Annotated in this window: 10 protein-coding genes; all 10 read right to left on the bottom strand. The window is 46.2% G+C overall.

The features are described 5' to 3' along the window. Positions 1–33: 33 nt before the first annotated feature. A complete protein-coding gene (locus C7460_RS08220) occupies positions 34–1,587 on the bottom strand; it encodes an arylsulfatase (protein WP_170147935.1) in 1,554 nt (517 codons plus the stop codon). A 91-nt stretch (positions 1,588–1,678) separates the two neighbouring features. Then, entirely contained in the window at positions 1,679–3,340 is a 1,662-nt protein-coding gene (locus C7460_RS08225; RefSeq protein ID WP_115867620.1) for a CBM96 family carbohydrate-binding protein, read from the bottom strand. Positions 3,341–3,449: 109 nt separating this feature from the next. Beyond that, positions 3,450–4,952, bottom strand: coding sequence for a RagB/SusD family nutrient uptake outer membrane protein (locus C7460_RS08230; protein WP_221409476.1), 1,503 nt, complete (start codon positions 4,950–4,952; stop codon positions 3,450–3,452). Positions 4,953–4,973: 21 nt separating this feature from the next. Continuing rightward, positions 4,974–8,309 carry a TonB-dependent receptor gene (locus C7460_RS08235; RefSeq protein ID WP_245986250.1) on the bottom strand — a complete coding sequence of 1,112 codons (3,336 nt, stop codon included), beginning with the start codon at positions 8,307–8,309 and terminating at the stop codon, positions 4,974–4,976. A gap of 81 nt (positions 8,310–8,390) precedes the next feature. Then, positions 8,391–9,452: a FecR family protein gene (locus tag C7460_RS08240; RefSeq protein ID WP_115867623.1), complete on the bottom strand. Its 1,062-nt coding sequence runs from the start codon at positions 9,450–9,452 to the stop codon at positions 8,391–8,393. Positions 9,453–9,621: 169 nt separating this feature from the next. Beyond that, on the bottom strand, positions 9,622–10,227 hold the full coding sequence (locus tag C7460_RS08245; protein ID WP_221409477.1) for an RNA polymerase sigma factor: 606 nt from the start codon (positions 10,225–10,227) through the stop codon (positions 9,622–9,624). Positions 10,228–10,331: 104 nt separating this feature from the next. Then, positions 10,332–13,418, bottom strand: a complete 3,087-nt coding sequence (locus tag C7460_RS08250) for a glycoside hydrolase family 2 protein (protein WP_115867625.1) — start codon at positions 13,416–13,418, stop codon at positions 10,332–10,334. Next, entirely contained in the window at positions 13,418–14,980 is a 1,563-nt protein-coding gene (locus C7460_RS08255; RefSeq protein ID WP_115867626.1) for a right-handed parallel beta-helix repeat-containing protein, read from the bottom strand. Before C7460_RS08255 ends, C7460_RS08250 begins: the two co-directional genes overlap by 1 nt. 19 nt (positions 14,981–14,999) lie before the next feature. Continuing rightward, on the bottom strand, positions 15,000–17,606 hold the full coding sequence (locus C7460_RS08260) for an Ig-like domain-containing protein (RefSeq protein ID WP_170147936.1): 2,607 nt from the start codon (positions 17,604–17,606) through the stop codon (positions 15,000–15,002). Positions 17,607–18,022: 416 nt separating this feature from the next. Further along, positions 18,023–21,922 (bottom strand): Ig-like domain-containing protein, encoded by a 3,900-nt coding sequence (locus C7460_RS08265; RefSeq protein WP_221409478.1) that lies wholly within the window; start codon positions 21,920–21,922, stop codon positions 18,023–18,025. Positions 21,923–21,994: the final 72 nt, after the last annotated feature.

A 21,994-nucleotide genomic window follows, 5' to 3' on the forward strand; every position in this document is an offset into this window, starting at 1 on the left:
ACTCAAAAAATCAGCTTCTTTTTTCCGAACACCTTAAAATTCTATGTACTCCTGGTCTTTTATATCCATGCGCTGAGCCCAGTTATAAAACATCGAGTCGAGCTCGGCTACTTTATCTGGTAGTTCACTGGCCAGGTTTATGTTTTCCAAGGGGTCTACAGACAGGTCATAGAGCTCCGTTTCATAGGCATCACCTTGCGAAACAAGCTTCCAGTCTCCTTTGCGCACTGCTCGGTGCTGCTGAGGGTTGCTCTGCCAGTAGAGCACTTCCTGCTGAGAGACGCCTGTGCCTTTGAGGATCGGCAGGAGGCTCTTTCCATCCAATGGTGCTACGGGGTTACCCTTGTAGGCTTGTGGATAGGTGCCACCAGCCAACTCTAAAAATGTAGGCATAAAATCCATGATATGTCCGATTTCATCCGTAACACGCCCTTCTTTGATTTCTTGTGGCCAGTTGACGATCAGCGGTGTTTTGATGCCACCTTCGTGGTTCCATTTTTTAAACCGTCTGTAGGGCGTATTGCTGGCATTGGCCCACGGAGCATCTACCGAGCGGTAAGAGTCTACAGGCCCGGGAGGGATATTCGGGGTATAGTTGGCATCCTCGCCACAGCCGCCATTGTCTGACAAAAACAGAATAAGCGTGTTTTCTCTCTTCCCTAGTTCTTCCAGCTTTTGCACCAACCGCCCTACATTTTGATCAATGCGATCCACCATAGCCGCATATACAGCCATGGTATGGGCCCATTCTTCCTTATTGCTCACGGTATCCCAGGCAGGTACGGTTTCATCGCGTGCACCCAGTGTTAGGTTTTTGCTGATCAGTCCTAGCTCTTGAAGTCTGGTAAAGCGCTGAGCACGTAGCGAATCCCACCCTATGTGGTAAGTGTCTTTGTATTTTTCAATATCTTCAGGCCAGGCATGCAGGGGGTAGTGTGGGGCTGTATATGCCACATACAAAAAGAAAGGATTGTCCTCATTTTTGTATGTTTCCAGATAGTCCAATGCATAATCGGTGAAGGTATCTGTGGAGTAAAAGTCCTTTTCCTGAGTTTCATAAGGCAAAAATTCCTTATCGTCTATCGCCCAGCGTCTAGGATATCCTCTGGGCACGGTAGACAGTTTTCTGCCCGGCTCGGGTTCGCCCACTCGCTGTGGTCCGGGGTTGAAATGATTGGCAGCACCATCTGTGAGGCCAAAATATCGATCAAAACCACGCTGATAGGGTGTTTGATCGGCATGCCACTTACCTACCATCAGTGTACGATAGTCAGCGGTTTTCAATGCTTCTCCCAGGGTGACGCTATTGGTATATTGGGCAGGGCGATTGGTGTATATCCCCACTTTTTGTGGATACACACCGGTAAGTAAAGAGGCTCTGGAAGGCACACAAATGCCGTTGTTGTAAAAGTTGGTAAAACGTAATCCCGTGTATGCTAATTGATCTATGTTAGGCGTGTTAATTTCACCACCATAACAGCCGACATCTGAGTAGCCCATATCATCCGCCATAATCAATACGATATTTGGGCGGTCATCCGTGACGGCCTTCTGAGCACAGCCACAGACAAAATATATGATGATCATTATCCAGGTCAATCTACACATAACAGGTATTTTGGAATTTCAAAAAAATGGTCTGCCACTGAGGTGACAGACCTTTAGTATCATCAGCTACTTATTGCTTAATTATCCGGCCAGTCTTCACACCACCTTGCTTATCATATGCACGGATCAAATAAGTGCCTTTAGCAAGATCTGCCAGTGATATGGTGATTTCTGGAAGCTCAGCATCTATCAGGTGAATACGCTCCATTTTTCCAGATACATTGTACACTACCACTTTGGTGATGGCTGCATTCATATTTGCAATTTGAATCCTATCAGTGGTAGGGTTCGGATAGATGTCCATATTGATCTGTGCATCCTTTACGGCCAATACATCACTCTGCTCGATAACCACTTCCAAATAAGCTCCACCAGTGGAGTGTTCTTTGGTGTGATAGTTCGCTTTGTAAGTGCCCGCCAGCAGACTGTTTTTCACCAAAAGTGAAAGCGTATTGTCAGTTTCTCTTTTTACGAGATCTGTGACATCTATGGTATGCACTGGCTCCAGAGTTTCACCGCCACTAGAGGTAGTCACCACTGCGGCTACCGAATCCTCTGTAGGGGTAGGCCGGCCGGTATTGTAAGTGATTGTTGTCTCGCTCCAGGTATCATCCTGAATGTAAGACACCCACGTGGTACTACCTTCATCACCCCATTTCGTACCAAAAGGCACCAGGTTTAATGTAGCCGACTGCACGAGCTCCAGGTCAGCTATTTCCTGAGACAAGTCGTACTTCAGATAGATCTCGTGGAGGTTGCTACCCTCACCAGAAGCGGCCTGCATGTAATCCCGATCACCAAAATTGGCATCTGACTTAGAGCCCGATCTGGTAAAAGAATCTTCCGCAGGGTAGATTTTGACAGTAGTCACGCCCTCTGCATCTACCACGATATAGCCCGACTGAGTGACAGTATTGGAACCACCTGCATTGGTAGCCTCCAGGGTAACGTCATATTTGCCTTCAGTGCTATAAGTCACTGTAGGGTTTTGCTCAGTACTCTCGGCTGGCGTACCCCCTGCAAAAGTCCATTTCCAGCTTGTAGGGGAATAAGTACTTTCGTCTGTAAAGCTCACTGTACCTCCAGCTTTGATGGATTGAGCACTGGCCGAGAAGGCCGTACCTGGTTTGTGTAGCTCTATTTCCAGGTAAGCTCCACCGTCTGTATATTCTTTAGTGTGGTAATTGGCTTTAAAAGTACCGGCCAGGAGACTGTTGTTTATCCTCATAGATAGCACTTTATCGGTTTCTCCTTTGAGCAAGTCTGTAATGTCTATGGTGTGTACCGACTCCTGGGTTTCTCCTCCAGAGGAAGTGGTGACCACAGCAGCTACAGAATCCTGAGTGGTAGACGGTCTGGTAGTGTAAGTAATGGTGGCTTCACTCCAGGTGTCGTCCTGGATATACGACACCCAGGTAGTACTCCCATCTTCTCCCCACTTGGTACCAAATGGAACCAGATTGAGCGTTGCACTTTTGATCATATCCAGATCGCTTATGTCGTTGGACACATCATATTTTAGATAGATTTCATGGAGGTTGCTACCCTCACCAGAAGCCGACTGCATAAAATCCCGGTCTCCGAAATTAGTGTCAGACTTGGAGCCAGCGCGCGTAAAAGAATCTTCCGTAGCCTGCAGGATCAACTGACCCTGGGCCTGCTGTACCTGCACGATGAGTACAAATACGAACAGCACACAAACGGACATGATACGTTGTATATTATTCTTCATGATTTAATGAATTTGATTGAACAATTATTTAAAAAAGGGCAAAGCAATCCTGATCTCAAATGTGAATATTCAAGCTTTGCGTTATGTATTAGGTTAAGATATTTCTCTGCTAGTAGCCTGTATTTTGAGGCAACAAGTTGGGGTTTCTGTCTAGCTCATCCTGAGGCAGCGGAAGGTAATAATGTACCGCCGGATCAAAATTAGGCTGAGGCTCCAGTGCATCCGCACCAGTAAAGACTTCTACTCCCAAATTTCTTCGTTTGATGTCATACCATCGTTTAAATTCAAAGGCGAGCTCGATTCGGCGCTCTTCCAAAACCGCATTTCGGAAAGACTCGGTATCGGCTGCTTCCACGGCACTTACATCTGCCGGCACGGCATTCCCATTGCGGGCTCTGGCTCGCACGGCATTTACATAGCCTTGAGCCTCGGCTGTAGGTCCGCTCAGTTCGTTGAGTGCCTCCGCGGCTATCAGCAACACCTCCGCGTATCTAAACATCGCATAGTTGTTATCGGTCTTACGTCCTTCATTTTGTGCATTTCCATAGTTTCTAAAATACTTTGCACAGTGAGGGCGCTGCTCAAAAGGATAGTCTTCGTAGTGAACCAAAGAATCATCGATGAGGGTTTCCACCTCGAATGTCACTGACTTGCGGTAATCATCATCAGAAAAAGATTCGAAGGCTTTCATAGACGGAACACTCACGCCCCATCCATTTTTATCTGCACCACGGATGCCGTTTAGGGCTCCCATAAAGTCATCGTTGATGCCAGCCTTGCCTACCACTATTCCGAGGTAGTCTAGCGAAAACACTGTCTCTACCTGACCATCCTGAAGAGCAGAATTGAATAAATTCTGATAATCCGAAACCAGATCGTAGTTCAACTCGCCCTTGTTATCAATTACCCATTTGGCATTGTCGTAGGCATTTTGCCAGTCTTGGAGTGTGAGGTACACAGAAGCCAGAAGCGTATGAGCGCTTCCGCTGGTTGCCCTACTCCGGATGTTGCCCGGATAGGTCATGGGCAGGTGTTCTTTGGCGAATTCCAGGTCTGCAATGATATTTTGATATACCTCCGCTTCACTGGTTTTGCTCAGAGACTCCAGACTGTTGGCCGGTGTTTGGTCTGTAACATACGGTATATCGCCAAACAAACGAACGAGGTGGTAGTATACCAGGGCTCTTACAAGGCGCCCTTCTGCTTCCAACGCCAACTTAATCTCCTGATCAGCCTCTATTATTTGAGCGCCAAAAACGGCATTATTGGCAGCAGCTACAATTTTATACGAGGTAGGCCAAAAAGCTGAGACCATGCCATTGGCAGGATCCGCTCTAAATTCGTTGATCTCTACACGCCGGGCCGAGGTGGAAGGATTTCCGATATCCGACATATCGCTCATGAGCTGTATGGTGAGCGATAGCTTTCGTCCCCAGAATGACTCCTTTGTCATCAGTCCGTAGGCCCCAAAAACGGCCATTTCTACATCTTCAGGACTTTTGAAAAAGCCATCAGGAGCAAGTGTGCCAATGGGATCTTCTTCCAGGTCAGCGCAGTTGAGTGCCGTGATGGAAAGCAGTACAATGAGTAGTTTATTTATATTTTTCATCATGATTGAGGTCAATAATTACAATTAAAATCCGACGCTTACACCTACGGTAAATGACTTGGCCATGGGGTAACTGGCAAAATCAAGTCCCAGGTTTCGGTTAGACGCCTCTTTACCTGAACTTCTGAAGCTTACCTCAGGATCTACTCCTGTGTAATTGGTAGCGGTCCAAAGGTTTTGACCACTCACATAGACTCTAAAAGACCGTAGCTTCATGCGCTCCACCACTGAGGCAGGAAACTTATAACCCAGCGCTACAGACTTGAGACGCACATAGCTACCGTCTTCTATCCATCTGGACGAAAATCGTGCAGGCCTGGATTTGATTGCCGGCACATCGGTATTGGTATTTTCAGGTGTCCAGCTGCGTTTCATTGCTGCCGTGGCATTGCTCTTTCCTATCAGCCCGTCCAGTTCAAATCGTGTATAGTTAGCGATATCATTGCCCTGAGTTCCTTGAAAGAAGATGTTCAGGTCAAAGCCTTTGTAGGTGAACGTATTGTTGAAGCCCCAGATAAAATCAGGGTTCGGATTTCCCATGATGGTACGATCCTCAGCAGAAAGTTTACCATCGTTGTTGAGGTCTTTGAATTTCTCTCCACCTACTCCTTCGCCACCAGATATCACTTCTTCGCCTTCCTGCTGTACGCCTTCATACACAAAGCCATAAAACATGCCTACAGGCTGCCCCACGCGTAAGATTTGGTTTTCACCTCCCAGCACAGCTCCTGGGGAGTTTTTATACAGAACATCTACCGTGTCGCTCAATTCCAGGATTTTATTTCTATTTACTGAGAAGTTTATATCCATATCCCACCTAAAAGCCCCTACAAGATTGCGTGCATTGATCCCCAACTCGAAACCTCGATTTTCTACCTTGCCTGCATTTTTCAGGACTGTGCTAAACCCAGAGTACTCTGGAAGTGGTACTGAGAACAGCAAATCTCTAGTGATCATTTTGTAATAATCCGTGGTGATTAGAATGCGATCTTCGAACAATCCAATATCAGCCCCAATATCCACCTGACTGGTACTTTCCCAGGTAAGGTCATTATTAGCAATGGTGGCAGGAGCTATCGCATTAACAATATTGCCCTGCTGGGTTGTGAGCACTTCCTCTATCGTAGCGAGTGTTTGATAAGGATCTATGGCCTGGTTTCCGGTGACTCCATAGCTCGCTCTTAGTTTCAGCTCGCTTATCACAGACAGATCGTTCATAAATGACTCGTTGTGTACATTCCAGCCAAGCGCTGCGGATGGGAAGTAGGCCCATTTATTATTCTTGGCAAAGTTGGAAGCTCCATCATACCGGTTGGTGATCGTGAGAAGGTACTTGCTTTTGTAGCCGTAGTTTAGACGGCCGTAGTAAGAACTCAACACAGATCGCTGTAGTGATGAACCAGGGATCACAAGGTTGGTACCTCCACCCATGTTCCAGTAGATGCCTGCATCATTCACAAACGTTTGGTTGCTTGAAAAACTGTATTCGTTATCAAAAGACTGGAAAGAGTATCCAGCTACTACAGAAAGGTTGTGATTCCCAAAATCTTTGGAATACGTAAAGTAGTTTTCGTTTAGAAGCGTGGTTTTTCTTCGAAAGGTTAGTTCAGCTACTCCATTTAGACTTTCACCCTGAATGAGGCTTCTTGGCACGTAGTATCCCCGGCGTTCGTTAGAGATCACGGCCCCTACGTTGCTTCGAAATTTAAGGTCTTCGAGTAGTTTCACTTCTGCATAGATATTGGGCTGTACCCGATCCTGCTCGGTATTGCTCTGACGCTCTGTAGCTAATGCATAGGGGTTGTCACTAGGATCTCCAATGATGCTGCGGGTAAAGTCACCATTCTCATCGTAGATATCCAGTGTAGGTGAAAACTTATAGGCTGCACCTACTACTCCCTGATTGTGAGCACTGCTACTCGTTTCCTGAGTCTTGATAGCTCCCTGCTCGGATCTGCGCACAAACAGGTTCAATCCAAGATTGACTCTTTCAGATGCTTTTACGTCCAGGTTACTGGTGACCGAGTAGCGTTTAAAATCCGAGTTATGAATAATCCCTTTGTGATCGTAGTAAATGCCTGATATGTAATACTTCACATTGTCGTTTCCTCCCGAAATAGAAAGGCTATGGTTTTGGATAGCTCCAGGTCTCAAAATCTCCTCTTGCCAGTCGGTGCCCTCACCCAGTGACGCGGGATCATCAAACATCGGGTCTCTGCCGGCACTTGCTTCCACAGCATTCATATATTCGGCAAATTCCGAGGCATTGAGCAGGTCCAACTTATTGATTTCAGACTGCACAGAGTAAGAGGACCTAAAATCGATCTTCGCTTTGCCGTCTTTGCCACGCTTTGTGGTAATCATTATCACCCCGTTGGCTCCCCGGGAACCATAAATAGCTGTTGCTGAGGCATCTTTGAGTATCTCTACGGATTCGATATCTTCTGCAGGAGGAGCAGAACCTGTAGGGAATCCATCTACTACATAGAGCGGATCACTGCTCGCATTGATGGAAGTACCTCCACGTATACGCACTTTGAAATTGCCCCCTGGATCACCGTTGTTGGACTGTACCGACAAGCCTGGAGCTCTTCCTTGCAGGGCCTGAGTGACACCAGATGCTGGAAAAGCGGTCAGCTCTTCGCTGCCTACCGAGGCGACAGAACCAGTCATGTCGCTTTTGAGTGTGGTACCATAGCCGATCACTACCACTTCCTGAAGTTCGCTCAGGTCCATTTCCAGATCTATATCCAACATCGTCTGGTCAGTAATCTGAATCTCACGAGGGCTATAGCCGATATAAGAGATCGTGAGCACATCGCCTCTGGAAACTTCCAAGACATAGTTGCCATAGACATCTGTGACCGTACCCCTACCCGTACCTTTTATAGCTACCGTAGCACCTGGTATGCCATCAGGGCTATCTTCGGCTGTCACTCGGCCTTTTAGTTTCCAGGAGTCTTGTACCTCGGGCACTTGTGGCCTGGCCTGCGGCTCTTCGTCTTTTACACTTACGTAGACGTCATTATTGACTCTTCTAAAGGTAAGCCCCGACTCCTTAGACAAATCTCTCAGCACCGACCCTACGGGCTGACTGGTAGCTGCTATCGAAACAGACTCATTGATATCCAGCAGACCTTCATTATACAGGAATTGGAACCCTGTTTGTGATTCAATATTATTTAATACCGTAATGAGCTGGGTATTACTATCGTTGAGGGTTACAAAAACCTCATCCATGGTTTTGGATTGCCCCATTGCTGAACTAAGGGAGCAATACATCAATATGATCATCGGAAGAATGCTTCCAAATCGCCTGTATAAAATAACAGCCGCCTTCCAGGGTTCACTTCTCATCATTCTCATAGGTTATTTGGTAATTCGTTTTAAGTAATGTTAACAAGTCGTAAGGGGGTGAAACGCCTTGTTATTCTATTCATACTACTGCTTCATTATCTTCACTTTTTTTCCTTCAATCTCGAAATCAAATTTTGAAGTATAACTTATTCCTTCCAGTACTCTTCTGAGAGATTTGTTATCAAACCTCCCCGTGAAGCCATCTGGTATCGAAATGGATTCTTCCATTTCGAACTCTACTCCATACCACCGCTCCAGACGTGTGACGATCTCATCAAATGGTGCCTTTTTAAACACGAGTACGCCAGACTTCCAGGCCAATATCTCATCAGTATCTACCGTTTGGATTTCAGAAAACTCATCTACTTCTTTGTCATAGCTCACCAGTTCGGAAGGGTTGAGCACCACTCCGGAGATGTTGTCCCACTGCAGGTCATCTGACTGGCTTTTGTCATAGCGCGAAACAGACACCAGACCAGATGCCACTGTGACATCTACTTTACCTTCACCTTCATATGACTTGATGTTGAAAGAAGTACCCAAAACCTGGGTGCGAATATTTCCTGAAATGATGACGAACGGCTTATCTGGATTGCGCTTGACATCAAAAAATGCCTCTCCTTGCAGCCAAACAGACCGTACATCTCTCTCGAAATCCTGATAGTAACTAATGGTACTTCCAGAGTTTAGTTTTACGGTGCTGCCATCGGGCAGGGTAACGATCATTTTTCTACCATATAGGCACTCTTTGGAGATCATTACTTCACTCAACTGTTCTACTGGATCATCAGCTTGAAACTGATCTATCAGCCACAGTGAAGCCATGACTATAGGTATAAGCGCTGCGGCTATTTTTAACCATTTCCATGAAGCTCCGCTCTTCTCTATCTCTGTAGTACTCGAATCTACGGTGCGTGCCGCTATTTTATCCCAAAGCTGATCCTCCTCAGCTTTGCTAAAGCTCAAATCCTGATAGTTTAGTGAATCCACTACCGCCCGGGCTTCTGCCACCTCTCCAGCCAACTCTTCATTATCGGCTATTCGGTTTTTCCACTCCATACCCTCCGGAGACTCAGCGTCCATCAAAAAAGCGATGAAGGAGTCATCATTAAGTAATTCTTCGACGGTATATTTTTTATTATCCATTTTAATCCTTGTTAATAGTAAGAGGCTTATCGGAATGTTTTCTACTCAAAAAATTTTAACTTTTTTCAAGCACCAGTTCATACACTCCTAAAACCCCGATTTGGCTAGCTCTTATTGGTTTTGTTTATATAAAATACGAAAGGTTTCTATCCCGATCAATCTACCGGGTCTAATAGCCAAAAGGCTCACATACCTCTAGTAGATACCACGGCACAAATACGTGCATCTTGTCACGAAGTACTTCCAGTGCCCGGTAGATGTTATTGTACACAGATTGCACATTGATTTCCAGGATCTCTGCAATCTCATTATTCGTCAGGTTAGAAAAATACTTTAGGTAGAGCACTTCCTTCTGCCTGGGCGTGAGCTGCTCAATCATGGCTTTCATCTTGAGGATTTTCTCCGAGGACTCTTCGTCTTTTACCTTCATCATCTCATAGGACGGCTGAAATTCAGTAACCGACCTGCGAAACAAATCCATGGGAGTATTTTTATCCTGTTTGATTTTTTTGCGAATGAGATCTCGACGCACGGCTTTCATCAGGTAAAACCGAATCGAGTTTACTTTGCCCAGGTTTTCTCTTTTGTTCCAAAGCTCCACAAAGATGTCCTGTATAGCATCCTGTACCAGTTGCTTATCAGAAACTACACGCATGGCATAGTTGGTAAGAAATCCTATGGTGGTACTGTAAATCTGTTCGAATGCAGCCCGATCTCCGGCCTGAAAGGCCATCCACAATTGGGCTTCTGTAGTCTCTTGGGGTGTTCCGATCATATTACAGTCCCTACTTTGGCTGATGATTGGGGAAAGTTGCATATTCTAAAACGTTTTAAATTAAAGGAATTCATACTAACATCAAAGGCGCTTTTTCACTTAGATTATTTCACATCTGCCTCCCCGTTATTCAACCCGTAAGCTGCCATATTAAGCACAAACTGAAGTGCCACCGGGTCATACCGATAGCCATAAAGCTCTGGTGAATCCTGAGAAGATGTCAGCCTCCCTGCAGTAAAAAGATTGGATACCATGAGCTGTGCCCCGTGATCAAACTCCACCATGATTACAGGCGTTTTGTTGAGCCCGTATCCGGCAATTACCATTGGTACGATTTTTTCAGACTTTCCTTGCAAGCTTTGGTATACGGCCGATATATCTTGAATTTTGGCATCACTGTCTGGATTGAGGAGTCCTTTGAGCGAGACCAGGTCCTCTACTACAAAATGCACTCGCTTGTACAAATCCTGTAGCACATACAAATCGTCATTGGTAGACGAAAACCCAAAGTAGCCCTCCAACTCATAGGCGTAGTATGGGCCTGATTTGATCAGTGTGGTATCTGCCCCGCGCTTGGCCCAAAAATCCAGGAAGCTGGCCTGATCCAGATCGTTGATAAACAGGTTGACCGCTGGGACGGTAAGTCCTCCACGTAAGCCGTTCCACAGCCAGGTTTGCTGCAGGCTACCCAGATGCTGCCACAGCGCTTCACCATTGGCACTGGGGTGGAAATGACTCTCAGGTTCGAAAGCATATTTCATACTCAACCCAATACCTCCAGGAAAATCACCTGTCCAGATATCTTGTTTGCGCTGAGCTTCAAATTCATCCGAAAACTGCCTACTAGCAATCAGCAGGGTGTTTTTAGAGGTATCTGCTTTGGCTATGGTATGTGCGGGATAGGTGCGACCATCCAGCCCTTCTATGGCTGCCGGCTCTGGGCATTTCTCACCATGAAACTTTGGCCCCACATCTAGCATCACCACCTTTTTACCTTTAGTTATGGCTTTATCGAGCTCCTGCATCAATGCCTCGTCTCCAGCACTGATAGCGTTCCAGGAATGGAAAGAAGTCACCACCACATCCACAGATCTGCTAGCGATCGGATAGGTATCGAGTCCTACCTGATCTAGCGCCTGCTTGAGTTCATGATCTACCGGACTTACTCCTATTTTAGCGTTTTTGAGTTCTGCTGGAACTACCAGCTGATGTACATTCACATCCCAGCGCGATACCACAGGCACAGTCACCCCGCCTACGGGGTTCATCATTTCGGCCTCCAGCACATATGAACCATGTGCTGAGGGCATGGTGACTGAAGATAAAGTCTCTACTGTGCTATAGGCTTCAGCCCACACCTTGAACTGCCTACGGGAAATCACCTGATTTTCCAGATCTTTCAGGCGAATTTCAATCGCCAAGCTATCAGATTCATGGTATTCATTAAATACATAGAGCGGGAGGTTTACCTCTTGCCCCGGACTAAAATTTCGATCCCAAAGCTCAATACTCACGGCACGCGGCGAAAATACGGGAGCCAGAGCATCCCAAAGTGGCTTCAGGTTAGCCTCTTCCAGTGGGCCTACGTACCAGTTGCCTCCATCTTCATAGGGTCCCAATGTACAAAAAGGTGCTACACCCTGGATGCCTATTCTTCTCCAATACTCACCTATTTTACCGTAGGACCATTCTTGCATTTTCTGACGCATGGCTGGCGTATGGCCTTTATTTAAAAACCGATCAAAACCAGGAGCCGCCCGAGGATAGCTACTCACTTCCCAGTATTCGTTCATGTAGTTGGCACCAAACTCATCTATAATCGTAGGTCGATCATAATCTTTCCAGGAGTTGGCATAGAGTGCAACATTTTCGGACATGCTCCACCAGTAGCGATGGAGATTGTAGGTGTCGTGATTGGCGATAACATAGGAAGGAAAATCATCGCTAATCTCCAGGTAAGAATGATACATCTGGCGTTCTAGCTCTTCCTCTGTTTCATTGTATAGCTGTATGATCGCTGTGGACGGATGCTGAGCAGCCATGGTCATCAGCTTGGCATAGTAGGGCGGCAGTGTCTCATCTGACCCACCTCGCCCATGAAAGTATTGGGCCTCCAGCTGAGTGAGCAAACCATACTCATCACACATATCCAGCATCCACTCTGGTGGTGGGTAGAGGTGAAACCGAAGAAGGTTAGCTCCGTGATCCTTAAAGGGCTTGATCACTGCTCGGTAGAACCACTCTCGGTCATCGATGAGGTTTTTGGCGGCAGCCTCCCGGGCAAATCTGTTCCAAACAATACTGCCACCGCGCAGGGTACATGTATTGCCATTGAGTAAAAAGCGACTTTTGTCCGCCGACACTTCAAATGTTTTAGGGGCGTAGTTGATCGTTTTCTCGTGTGCAATGCCTTCGCCATGCATTACCCGCATGCGGATTTTATAAACATTGGGATCCAGCGGAGACCACAGTTTCATCTCTTCAGGTAAAGGCAGGACCAACGTACCTTTCAGGTTTTCTGGTGATTCTACTTTGCTGGCAAGCACTTTTCCTTCGGCACTAAGCAGGTCTACCTCAATACTCCGAGGCAAGTCCTCTACTCGTGCAGCCAGGCCCCACTCCAGGCGTACGTTGTTTTGCTCCAGATCTGTAAAAGGGATAAGCCTGTCTACCCGCCAGTGGTTATAAAGAATCAGCGACAAGTCATCACGCACCCACGAGGCCTGTGACGACCGCCACAGATCTGCTGGTGATGGCTTTGCAGGATCGTCATCTGGCACATTACTCAAAGAAGCCAGCTCTATTTCCAGAGTGACTTCATTACCAGGACGCACCTGCTGGCTTTTCAAATCGAAATAAATGGGCATCATGCCTCCAATTGCTTCACCGACCTTTTGGCCGTCTATATAGACTTTGGGTCTGTATAGCGCACTTTTTACCAGCAGCGTAGCATGAGACCACTTGCCCGATGGCAGCTGCACTTTGCGCTTGAACCACACATTCCCCGGAGCGGGATTGTGGGTGTCAGTGGTAGGAATTCCCGGTAGTGTGAGTGTTTCGGTATAGTTTCGGTTGATTCCTGTCTCCCACGGACCATTGAGCGAAACCACCTGCCCGATGGATGAGCCCCCAAAACTCAACAGGCACCATAAAAAAAGATACGTCCGAATTTTAAAAAATTGCTTTTCCATTAGTTAATGTCTTTTGTGATTGGAGATAAAGCCCCTGCCCAGGGTTGATGTAGGATTTGATCGTCTACGCCTCGGTCTTTGTTGAGTCCTACTACCGCATTTTCAAAGAGCCGTACGTGCTGTGCTTTTTCTGTAGGCACAATATTTTTTATGCACAGATTGATCGGATCGGTGAGCCTGGCAAACTCAAAGCAGTAGTCTTCCAGCCATTGCAAATCAGAGACGTCATAGGCACAACTGCCGCCCCCTTCTAGTGGAAGCAGTTCGGTGTTGTAAAAAACATTTAGGTCTGCATGTACGCCTTTGTTCGGCTCTATTGCCGCATTTTGACCATTGATAATCAGATTGCCCATGATATCGCTGTTCCACACTTCTGACTCTATCCACAGGCCGGGTTCTTCTACATCCACGATGGTATTGAAATAATACTCATGCGAAAACTGCTTTTGTGTTACAGGACGGATGGCTGCAATGGCAGCCTTGTAAAAAATATTTCGAACTACCGAGAGGTGATTGGACGACCCTCCACCAGTACCTGTAGCTGTGGTGAAAGGCAGGTCACACTCGTAAAACACATTGTCGCTAAATTTGATATAGGCCTTGTGCCCGGAAGCATTGCTAAAATCTATTGCCCCTGGCGATCCCCCAGTACCTCCGTCAGAAGACCCTATCCAGGCAAATCGATTACCTTGCACACGTATCCAGTCCCCAGGATCGGCTGCCCCTCCATCTTTAAAGTCCACGCCATTTTCGTGTGGAAAAAAATCCAGTTTTTCGAAATACCTGGAAGCGTCTACATAGATATCATTGTCTTGAATGACACATCCACGATGTGCATCATCTGATGGGTGTACCTGGATGGCATCTCCAGCACAATTGTATATCTCGCAGCCCATCACGGTAGAATAGTCGGACTTGTTTGCAAAAACGATCCCATGATTGTCTCTACCTGGCGTGATCATGGTATTGCGCAGCACACTGTTTTTCACCACATTGTAAGCTCCATGCAGCTCGATCTGTCCTCCACCGTGGCTGCCATACTCGGTCAGCACAGCGTTCACTTCATTGTAATCCCCATTTAGCCTAATGATATGAGTCCGGTGCTGGTTTTTATAGCCTTCTCCGTACAGACCTACGATACGCCAGTGGTTGCCATCTACAGTGAGCTGTCTCACAGTGGCGCGCTCTTCTTTGGTGAGTTTTACCGGATGCTCCGGATATACACGCTCAGTCTCGGGATCATAAAAGACCACCCATCGAGGGTCCTCTGCCGTACCACTGGCTGACAATACAATCTCACCGAGGCTCGTATAATCTCCAGGTGCAACAAAAAAGAAGCGTGCATTTTCATCATTGATGCGTTTCCAATCTGCGTTATTCCTGATCAACACCGATGAGGGGCCAGCGGAGTAATCAGGCACATACCCCACCAGGTTGGCGGTCCGACTAATCTTTTCTGGAGCGCTCGCTGGATCATTTTCTCCTGACGAACACCCTCCTACCCAGATGCTTAGCATCAAAAGCATCGCTACCATTTGTTTACTATTTCTATATATTTTCATGCTGTATTAAGTCGCGTTCCTAATCAATTTTCAATACTCTCACTGTGTGGCGTATCCCATTTTGGGTTTTTAGATCCAATAGATATAGCCCAGCGCCTACCCTCCTCATGTCTATAGGCTGCAGTAAGTCATGTTTACCTTTTTGAATAATCTGTCCGGAAGGGGTGTAAAGCGTATACCAAACTGGACTGTTTGAATCCTTGATGTGTAGTATAAATGAATTGCGCACTGGGTTGGGCACAATAGATATATCTGCCACCCAACCATTAGGACGGAGAATGATTTCATTGTACACAGTTACATAGAACGCCCTGGAGGGCACCTGGTTACCATCTGCATCGGTGGCTACAGCTATGAGTTTATACTCGCCATTTGGAAACAGCGCCGTATCCCACTGCCAACTATAAGGTGGCTCATAGGCGGTACCTATGGTATCATCTCCAGCAATAAATGAAACGCTCACCAGGTCATTGTCTTTATCGTAGGTATCCGCCTCCAGCGTTACTTTGCCCGTAAGCACGGAATCATTTTGAATGCTGGAAAGATTTACTTGTGGAGGGTAAGAGTTGTCCACAACGACCTCTATTTCTTCTGTTTTCACCAGATTACCTGCCATATCACGGGCTTCAGCCCACAGAGTGTACGCTCCATCGGTTACCGTGTGGGTGTACCAAATCCGCTCAAAAGGCTCAACGAACCTTTCCATCCCTAGCGGCTTACCAGCCACAAAAAATCGAACTCCTACCAGATTGTCATCTGTGTCTGTAGCGCTGGCTACAAGTGTAACGTCATTTGCCAAAGTGTCGCCTGAGTTTGGATAATCCAGTGTGATTGTCGGAGCGGCCTCAGGCACATTGTCTACAAAGACCTTAACCGTTTGGGTATAGCTACTATTACCTTTTTGATCCAGAGCTTTGGCTTTCAGGTGGTACCAGCCATCATTCAGCTCCTGGGTGTCCCAGTCGTAGGTATAGGGAAAACCAAGTTCGGCACCTAGCTCCTCACCATTCAGGTATAGCTGTATGGATTGCAGGTCGTCATCAGCATCCTCTGCAGTCAATGCCAGGGATACCATACCACTCACAGTGTCGTTTGGAGCTACACTTGTAAATCCCACCTGTGGGAACCCCGTCACCGGGGCTGGATATAGTGCTCCGCACCAATCCTGATTGTACGGTTGATCGCTAACGCCAATACCCTGATTGGCACCGAAATATACCCCTGCTGGTAGATAACAAAATGCAGCAGTCTGCTTGGGACATGCCTGAGGTATGCAAAGCGTATCAGTGCTTGTATGCATTTTGAACGTATAACAGAAGTCCTCAAAGTCTTTTGCATCGTAACTGTCTAAGAGCACTGAATGGGTGCCTTCTTCGGGTGTGGCAGTGGTATTGTAATACACGTTGTAATCAGCTTCATAGCCTCCTGCAGGCAGGGCATTGCCACCGCCATTCACTACCAGGTTGCCATATAGCTCTAGTTCAGTACTTTCTGTCTCTATCCACTTTCTATCGCCGTTAAATGCACTGACACCGATGATGGTATTGTAGGTGACTTCATGCCCAGACACCTCTCCGGTAAGCCAAACCCCAAATCGTGTAGCATTGTATACCAGGTTTTTGGTAAAAGTGAAATTGCTCATGGCTCCTCCACCTTTGGTATCAAAAGGAATCTTACAATTATAGAAGACGTTGCCCTCTACCAGCACATGAGTTTTGAGTTCGTTTTTATTGCTAAAATCGATGGTGCCCTGATCAGGATTGGGGCTGGTACCACCTGGAGTATGTGCTATGTTTCTAAAACGGTTGTTTTTGATCAGCACATAGTTGTGCTCTGTACCCGGTACTCCCGCTTGCTTGATATCTATTGCATTTTCATGAGGGATTTCTTCTACCTCTTCAGGGTACAAAGCTGGATCGATATAGAAATCATTATTATAGATAACCATCCCCTTAAATGTTTCTGTTTTATCTCCCAGCTGTACGCCATCTCCTGCAAAATTGTAAATCTCATTGTTGACAATACGAACGTCTACTCCCTCGCTTGCTTTGATGGAGTGAATGTCGTTGTTGGGGATTATTTGTGTGTTTCGCAACACGCTGTTTTGAATCACAATTTCAGAACCCTGGATAGCCACCTGACCGGCACCTCCACCCCCTCCTTCACAAAGGACTCTATTGATCACTATATTTGACTGAATTAGCTCCAATGTAGGGTTTTTGGACCCTTCTGTAGCCGTACCATAGAGTCGATCCACGATCCAGTGGCTACCGTCAATTTTGATTCTCTCAAACTCTGCACGCTTTTCGCGCTCCATAGCTACTGGATGTGTAGTGGTATCCGAAGGGTTTTCAGGATTATAATACACCAGCCATTTGGGGTTGCTGGCACTTCCGGAAGTTGTAATCTTGATCATCCCGAGAGCGGTATAATCACCGGGAGCTACAAAAAAATACGACTTGTTTTCATCGTTGATGGTGCTCCAGTCCTCATTCGATTGTATCAACACCATGGTGGTATCACTGGGGTCATACTGCGGAATATCGCAAAGGTATTCGTAAGGGTTTTGCCCATGAGCAGAAAGTGCAATTACCAGAAGAGTCACTATGCTGTACCAATTCTTCATTTGTGTTTCTTTAAGGGTCACCTTCGATTTACAGCAGGACGATGAACAAACAACGACGATTGATCCCCGCATAGAGAAGCCGGGAGCCAAGAGAAAAGCAACATTAGGCAGGTTACTTGCCTATTAGTTTGCAGTGTCTATCCGAGTTAAATCGTTGATGACTCGTGATGCAATCAGGTTTGAAGCCCAATACACTTATAAGAGGAATGGCCAGCTGATTTTTACTCAAAAAAATGCAGGAAAATATTTCTGAATCTAACCAAGGGGCGCTTCACGCACCTATATCAACTAAAAGTCAAGGGTTTAAGTATTTCAATACGTTCTTTAACCCACACTATTTGGGGGAACCCAATTGTTGAGATAAAAAAATCTCCCCCATAAAGTATGAAGGAGATTCATTTTGGTAGTAGTAGAATCTAATCTTTAATAATTCTAAATATTTGAGAGGTATCATCCTGAAGTCTAATGTCCAGGAGGTAAACTCCTGCTGGCAGGTGTTCGGTGATGATCTGGTGTTGTTTCCCAAAAAGCACTCCCTCGGACATTATCGCCCCGCTGATCGAGCGAATGCTAAACTGCCCGCTGAGGTCATCGCCTCCCTGACTAATCTTGAGTAGGTTAGTGACTGGATTAGGGAAGACATTTACAGTTGTCTGCACATTTTTATCCTTAACCAAATCTAGACTCCCCTGACGGCTAGAGCTATTCACAGAGATATTGCAAACATCCACTTCATAGCCAGAGTTCGTACTCTTCAAAATAGCAGGTAACTTATCGATTTGAGTGATCGATGAAGAATTGCTATGAAAATCATTGTCATTGGCAATTTGAGAAGGTGAATCTCCCGTTTTATTGGCAAAGACATCATACGTATGATTCGTAAGGTCTACTACCATTTTGATATGGTAAGTATCACCAGCACTGAACGGTATGTTCGTTGAAGGCCAACCTTGATTATCTCTTGCATGAATCTTTCCACTTTTGAAGCGAACTACTGCAGCTACGTCATTTTCATGACTCACGCTCCCATCAGACAAACCGATTTCAGTATGTAGATTATGACTTGGAGTCACATCAAATTCTATAGTGAAATTGGACGTTTGGGTAGCTATACTGGTATTTACGTAGCTATTATTATTCGGCAAGGTCTCACAGCTTCCACCGGAGTTTGAGACATTTACAGTAATGCTCGATGAAGTAGTCGAATTGCCTGCTGCATCGGTAGCTAAGGCAGTGATCGTGTGAGACCCATTAGAAACTCCGTTGGAATCCCAGCTCAGTGAAAACGGTGCAGACGTATCCTGTGAGCCCAGGTTGCTACCGTTTAGCTTAAACTGCACCCCCACCAAATCACTATCCGGATCAGAAGCTGAGGCACTGATGGTCACAGTATTGGACACCGTGGCATTGTGACTCGGAGCTGTCACAGATACTGTAGGAGCGCTCCCTCCGGAGGCATTGGACACTGTCACGGTGATACTCGACGAAGTAGTGGTATTACCAGCTGCATCGGAAGCTTCCGCTGTAAGTGTATATACACCATTGGACACTCCGGTGGTATTCCAGCTATAGCTATATGGCGAAGAGGTATCCTGGGACCCCAGGTTGCTTCCATTCAACTTAAACTGAACTCCCGATAGATCACCATCTACATCAGAGGCTGAAGCATCTATGGAAATTGTACCAGAAACCGTAGAATTATTTGATGGAGACGTAATGGAGACTGTAGGTGCTGAGGAGCTAGACCCGTTTCCGTCCACCTGAATGTTACACACATCTACCTGATAGCCAGTGCTTGTACTTTTGAGTATGGCAGCCAATTTATCAAAACTCGTAATAGATGATGAGTTGCTATGAAAAGCATTGTCTGTGCCTATCTGCGTAGGAGTATCTCCATCGGCATTGGCATATACGTCGTAGGTATGGTTGCTCACGTCGATGACCATTTTGATATGGTAGGTCTCATCTTCGATATAGGTAATATGTGTTGACGGATAGCCCTGATTATCTCTGGCATGAATTTTACCACTTTGAAAACGAATCATTGCAGCTACATCGTTTGCGGAGCTAGCATTACCATCCGAAACACCAATTTCACTGTTTACATTAGACTGATAAGGAATCACATCAAATTCTACCACCACGGTTCCCGATTGACTACCCAGATCAGTATTGGTCCAGGTATTTGTATTGGGCAATACCACGCACGTAGGCAAAGGATTGTCTACTGTGACGGATATGGCTGAAGAGGTAGTGGTCATGCCCGTGGCATCTCGAGCTACCGCCGTAAGACTATAAGTGCCATTTGATACGGATTTGGTATCCCAGCATGCCGAATATGGATAAGAGGTATCTTCATCTCCCAGGTTTTCACCATCGAGTTTAAACTGCACGCCTACCAAATCACCATTACTATCGCTTGCTGAAGCCGTCACAGTAATTTTATCTTCTACGGTGGAGCTGTTGGATGGAGAGGTGATAGACACTGTAGGGGCCACATCTGTTTGGTTGTCTACGATCACAGTAATTGTGGCAGAATATCCCAGGTTTCCGTTATCATCACGGCCTACTGCTTGCAGGGTATGTTCACCTTCGCTGGCGGTAGTAGTATTCCAACTAATCGAATAAGGTGATCCGGTATCTTCTGCTCCCAAATCACTCCCATCCAGTTTAAATTGTACTCCGGCCAGGTCATTATCAGGATCTGAAGCGGATGCAGTAAGCGTAATGGTCCCATCCACAGTTTGGTTATTGCTGTGGCTTGTAATGGACACCACCGGATTGGCCCCGTTGCCATTAGGAGATAGTGCTCCTGCCCAACTTTGAGTATAAGTATCGCTGTTGTCATAGCCAATGCCACTGTTATTGCCAAAGGTTATGCCGTTGGTCAGGTTATAGTGTGGCGAGCTGGTGGTAGGTACCGCATTGGGTATTGTAAGGGATACGGTGCCGGTAAACATTCCCATCGTAAACGAGTAGTCTGTCTGATCGGCATCAGCAGCGGTAGAATAGCTAATGGAGTTGGTTCCTTCGAAACTATGCCCCGAGCTATTGTAAAATGCATTGTAATCTGACACCGTACCACTAGGAGAGTCACTCAAAGTGCCACCACCATCTATGATTACATTACCTACGATGCGAGTACTGGTAGCCCTGGACTCCATCCACTCCTGATCACCATTTAGAGCTTCTACTTCCACCACCGTGTTGAGGTAGATATCATGGTTGTGCTCTGTGTTTTTTGGCATCCAGATAGCAAATCTTTCTGCTTTATACATGAGATTTCTTCGGATGGTATAATGATCAGTAAGCTTGCCTCCTTTAGTATTGATAGGCACTCTACATTCGTAAAAGATATTGTCTTCGATAAGAATGTAGCTCTTATCTGTACCATCATTACTATGATCTATGGCCCCCTGGTCTGTATTTGGGCTCGTGCCCCCTGGGGTTTTACCGAGATTTCTAAACCTGTTGTTCTTTATCAGCACATGTTCTCCACTTCCAGTGCCACCAGCGTTTTTGATGTCTATCCCGTTTTCATGAGGAATTTCTGAAACACTGGAGCTGTATTTGGCAGGATCTATGTAAATATCATTGTCGTAGATGACCGTTCCTTTGAAAGGCTGATTTGGCCCGAGCTGAATTCCATCTCCTGCAAAATTGTAGATTTCATTATGCACAATTCGGTTGTATTCTCCCACATCAAACTTGATTCCGTGATTGTCATCTCCTGTGGATATTTGGGTATTTCGAATCACACAATGCTGTACCACGCAATAATCCGCGGGACCTTTACCAGAACCAGTTCCTCCCATACTAATCTGGCCGGCACCTCCGCCACCATGCTCCAACAAACAACGGTTGAGCACAATGTGGTCATCTACCAAATAGATATTGGGATTTCGAGTAGGTTCGTCACCTATGGCTCTGATTCTGTCCAATCGCCAATAGGCGCCTTCCACATTTAGCCTACCGAAGGTGACATAGTCTGAAGGATCCATGTCCACCGGATGAGTTGTATAGTCTGTGGGGTTGTTGGGATCATAGTAAATCAGCCAGCGGGGGTTGCTAGAGGTCCCATCACCAGTTAGCGCTGTGGTCCCCAGACTCGTATAATCTCCGGGTTGAATAAAAAAGATCCGCTTGTTGGTATCACTTATAACCGAGCTAAAATTGGCTGGCGAAGTGATCATCCCCATCTCGCTGTTGTTGGGGTCGTAGACAGGTATTGTAAGAGACTCTTCGTAGGGGCCTTGGGCTCTCACTAGTCCAAAACATAAAAGTATACTAAGGCATGACAGTATTACTTTCTTCATCATCATAGGTTTGGTTTAAAATTCTACATCATTAGATCTGATAGTCTATTCATCATGAGCGTGAGCTTTTTT

It is taken from the genome of Marinoscillum furvescens DSM 4134, from assembly GCF_003386095.1.
Lineage (GTDB): Bacteria > Bacteroidota > Bacteroidia > Cytophagales > Cyclobacteriaceae > Marinoscillum > Marinoscillum furvescens.

Bases quoted from the DNA above. Each gene is read 5' to 3' on its own strand.
- C7460_RS08220 (WP_170147935.1), bottom strand. From the start codon at position 1,587: ATGATCATCATATATTTTGTCTGTGGCTGTGCTCAGAAGGCCGTCACG.
- C7460_RS08225 (WP_115867620.1), bottom strand. From the start codon at position 3,340: ATGAAGAATAATATACAACGTATCATGTCCGTTTGTGTGCTGTTCGTA.
- C7460_RS08230 (WP_221409476.1), bottom strand. From the start codon at position 4,952: ATGATGAAAAATATAAATAAACTACTCATTGTACTGCTTTCCATCACG.
- C7460_RS08235 (WP_245986250.1), bottom strand. From the start codon at position 8,309: ATGATGAGAAGTGAACCCTGGAAGGCGGCTGTTATTTTATACAGGCGA.
- C7460_RS08240 (WP_115867623.1), bottom strand. From the start codon at position 9,452: ATGGATAATAAAAAATATACCGTCGAAGAATTACTTAATGATGACTCC.
- C7460_RS08245 (WP_221409477.1), bottom strand. From the start codon at position 10,227: ATGATCGGAACACCCCAAGAGACTACAGAAGCCCAATTGTGGATGGCC.
- C7460_RS08250 (WP_115867625.1), bottom strand. From the start codon at position 13,418: ATGGAAAAGCAATTTTTTAAAATTCGGACGTATCTTTTTTTATGGTGC.
- C7460_RS08255 (WP_115867626.1), bottom strand. From the start codon at position 14,980: ATGAAAATATATAGAAATAGTAAACAAATGGTAGCGATGCTTTTGATG.
- C7460_RS08260 (WP_170147936.1), bottom strand. From the start codon at position 17,606: ATGAAGAATTGGTACAGCATAGTGACTCTTCTGGTAATTGCACTTTCT.
- C7460_RS08265 (WP_221409478.1), bottom strand. From the start codon at position 21,922: ATGAAGAAAGTAATACTGTCATGCCTTAGTATACTTTTATGTTTTGGA.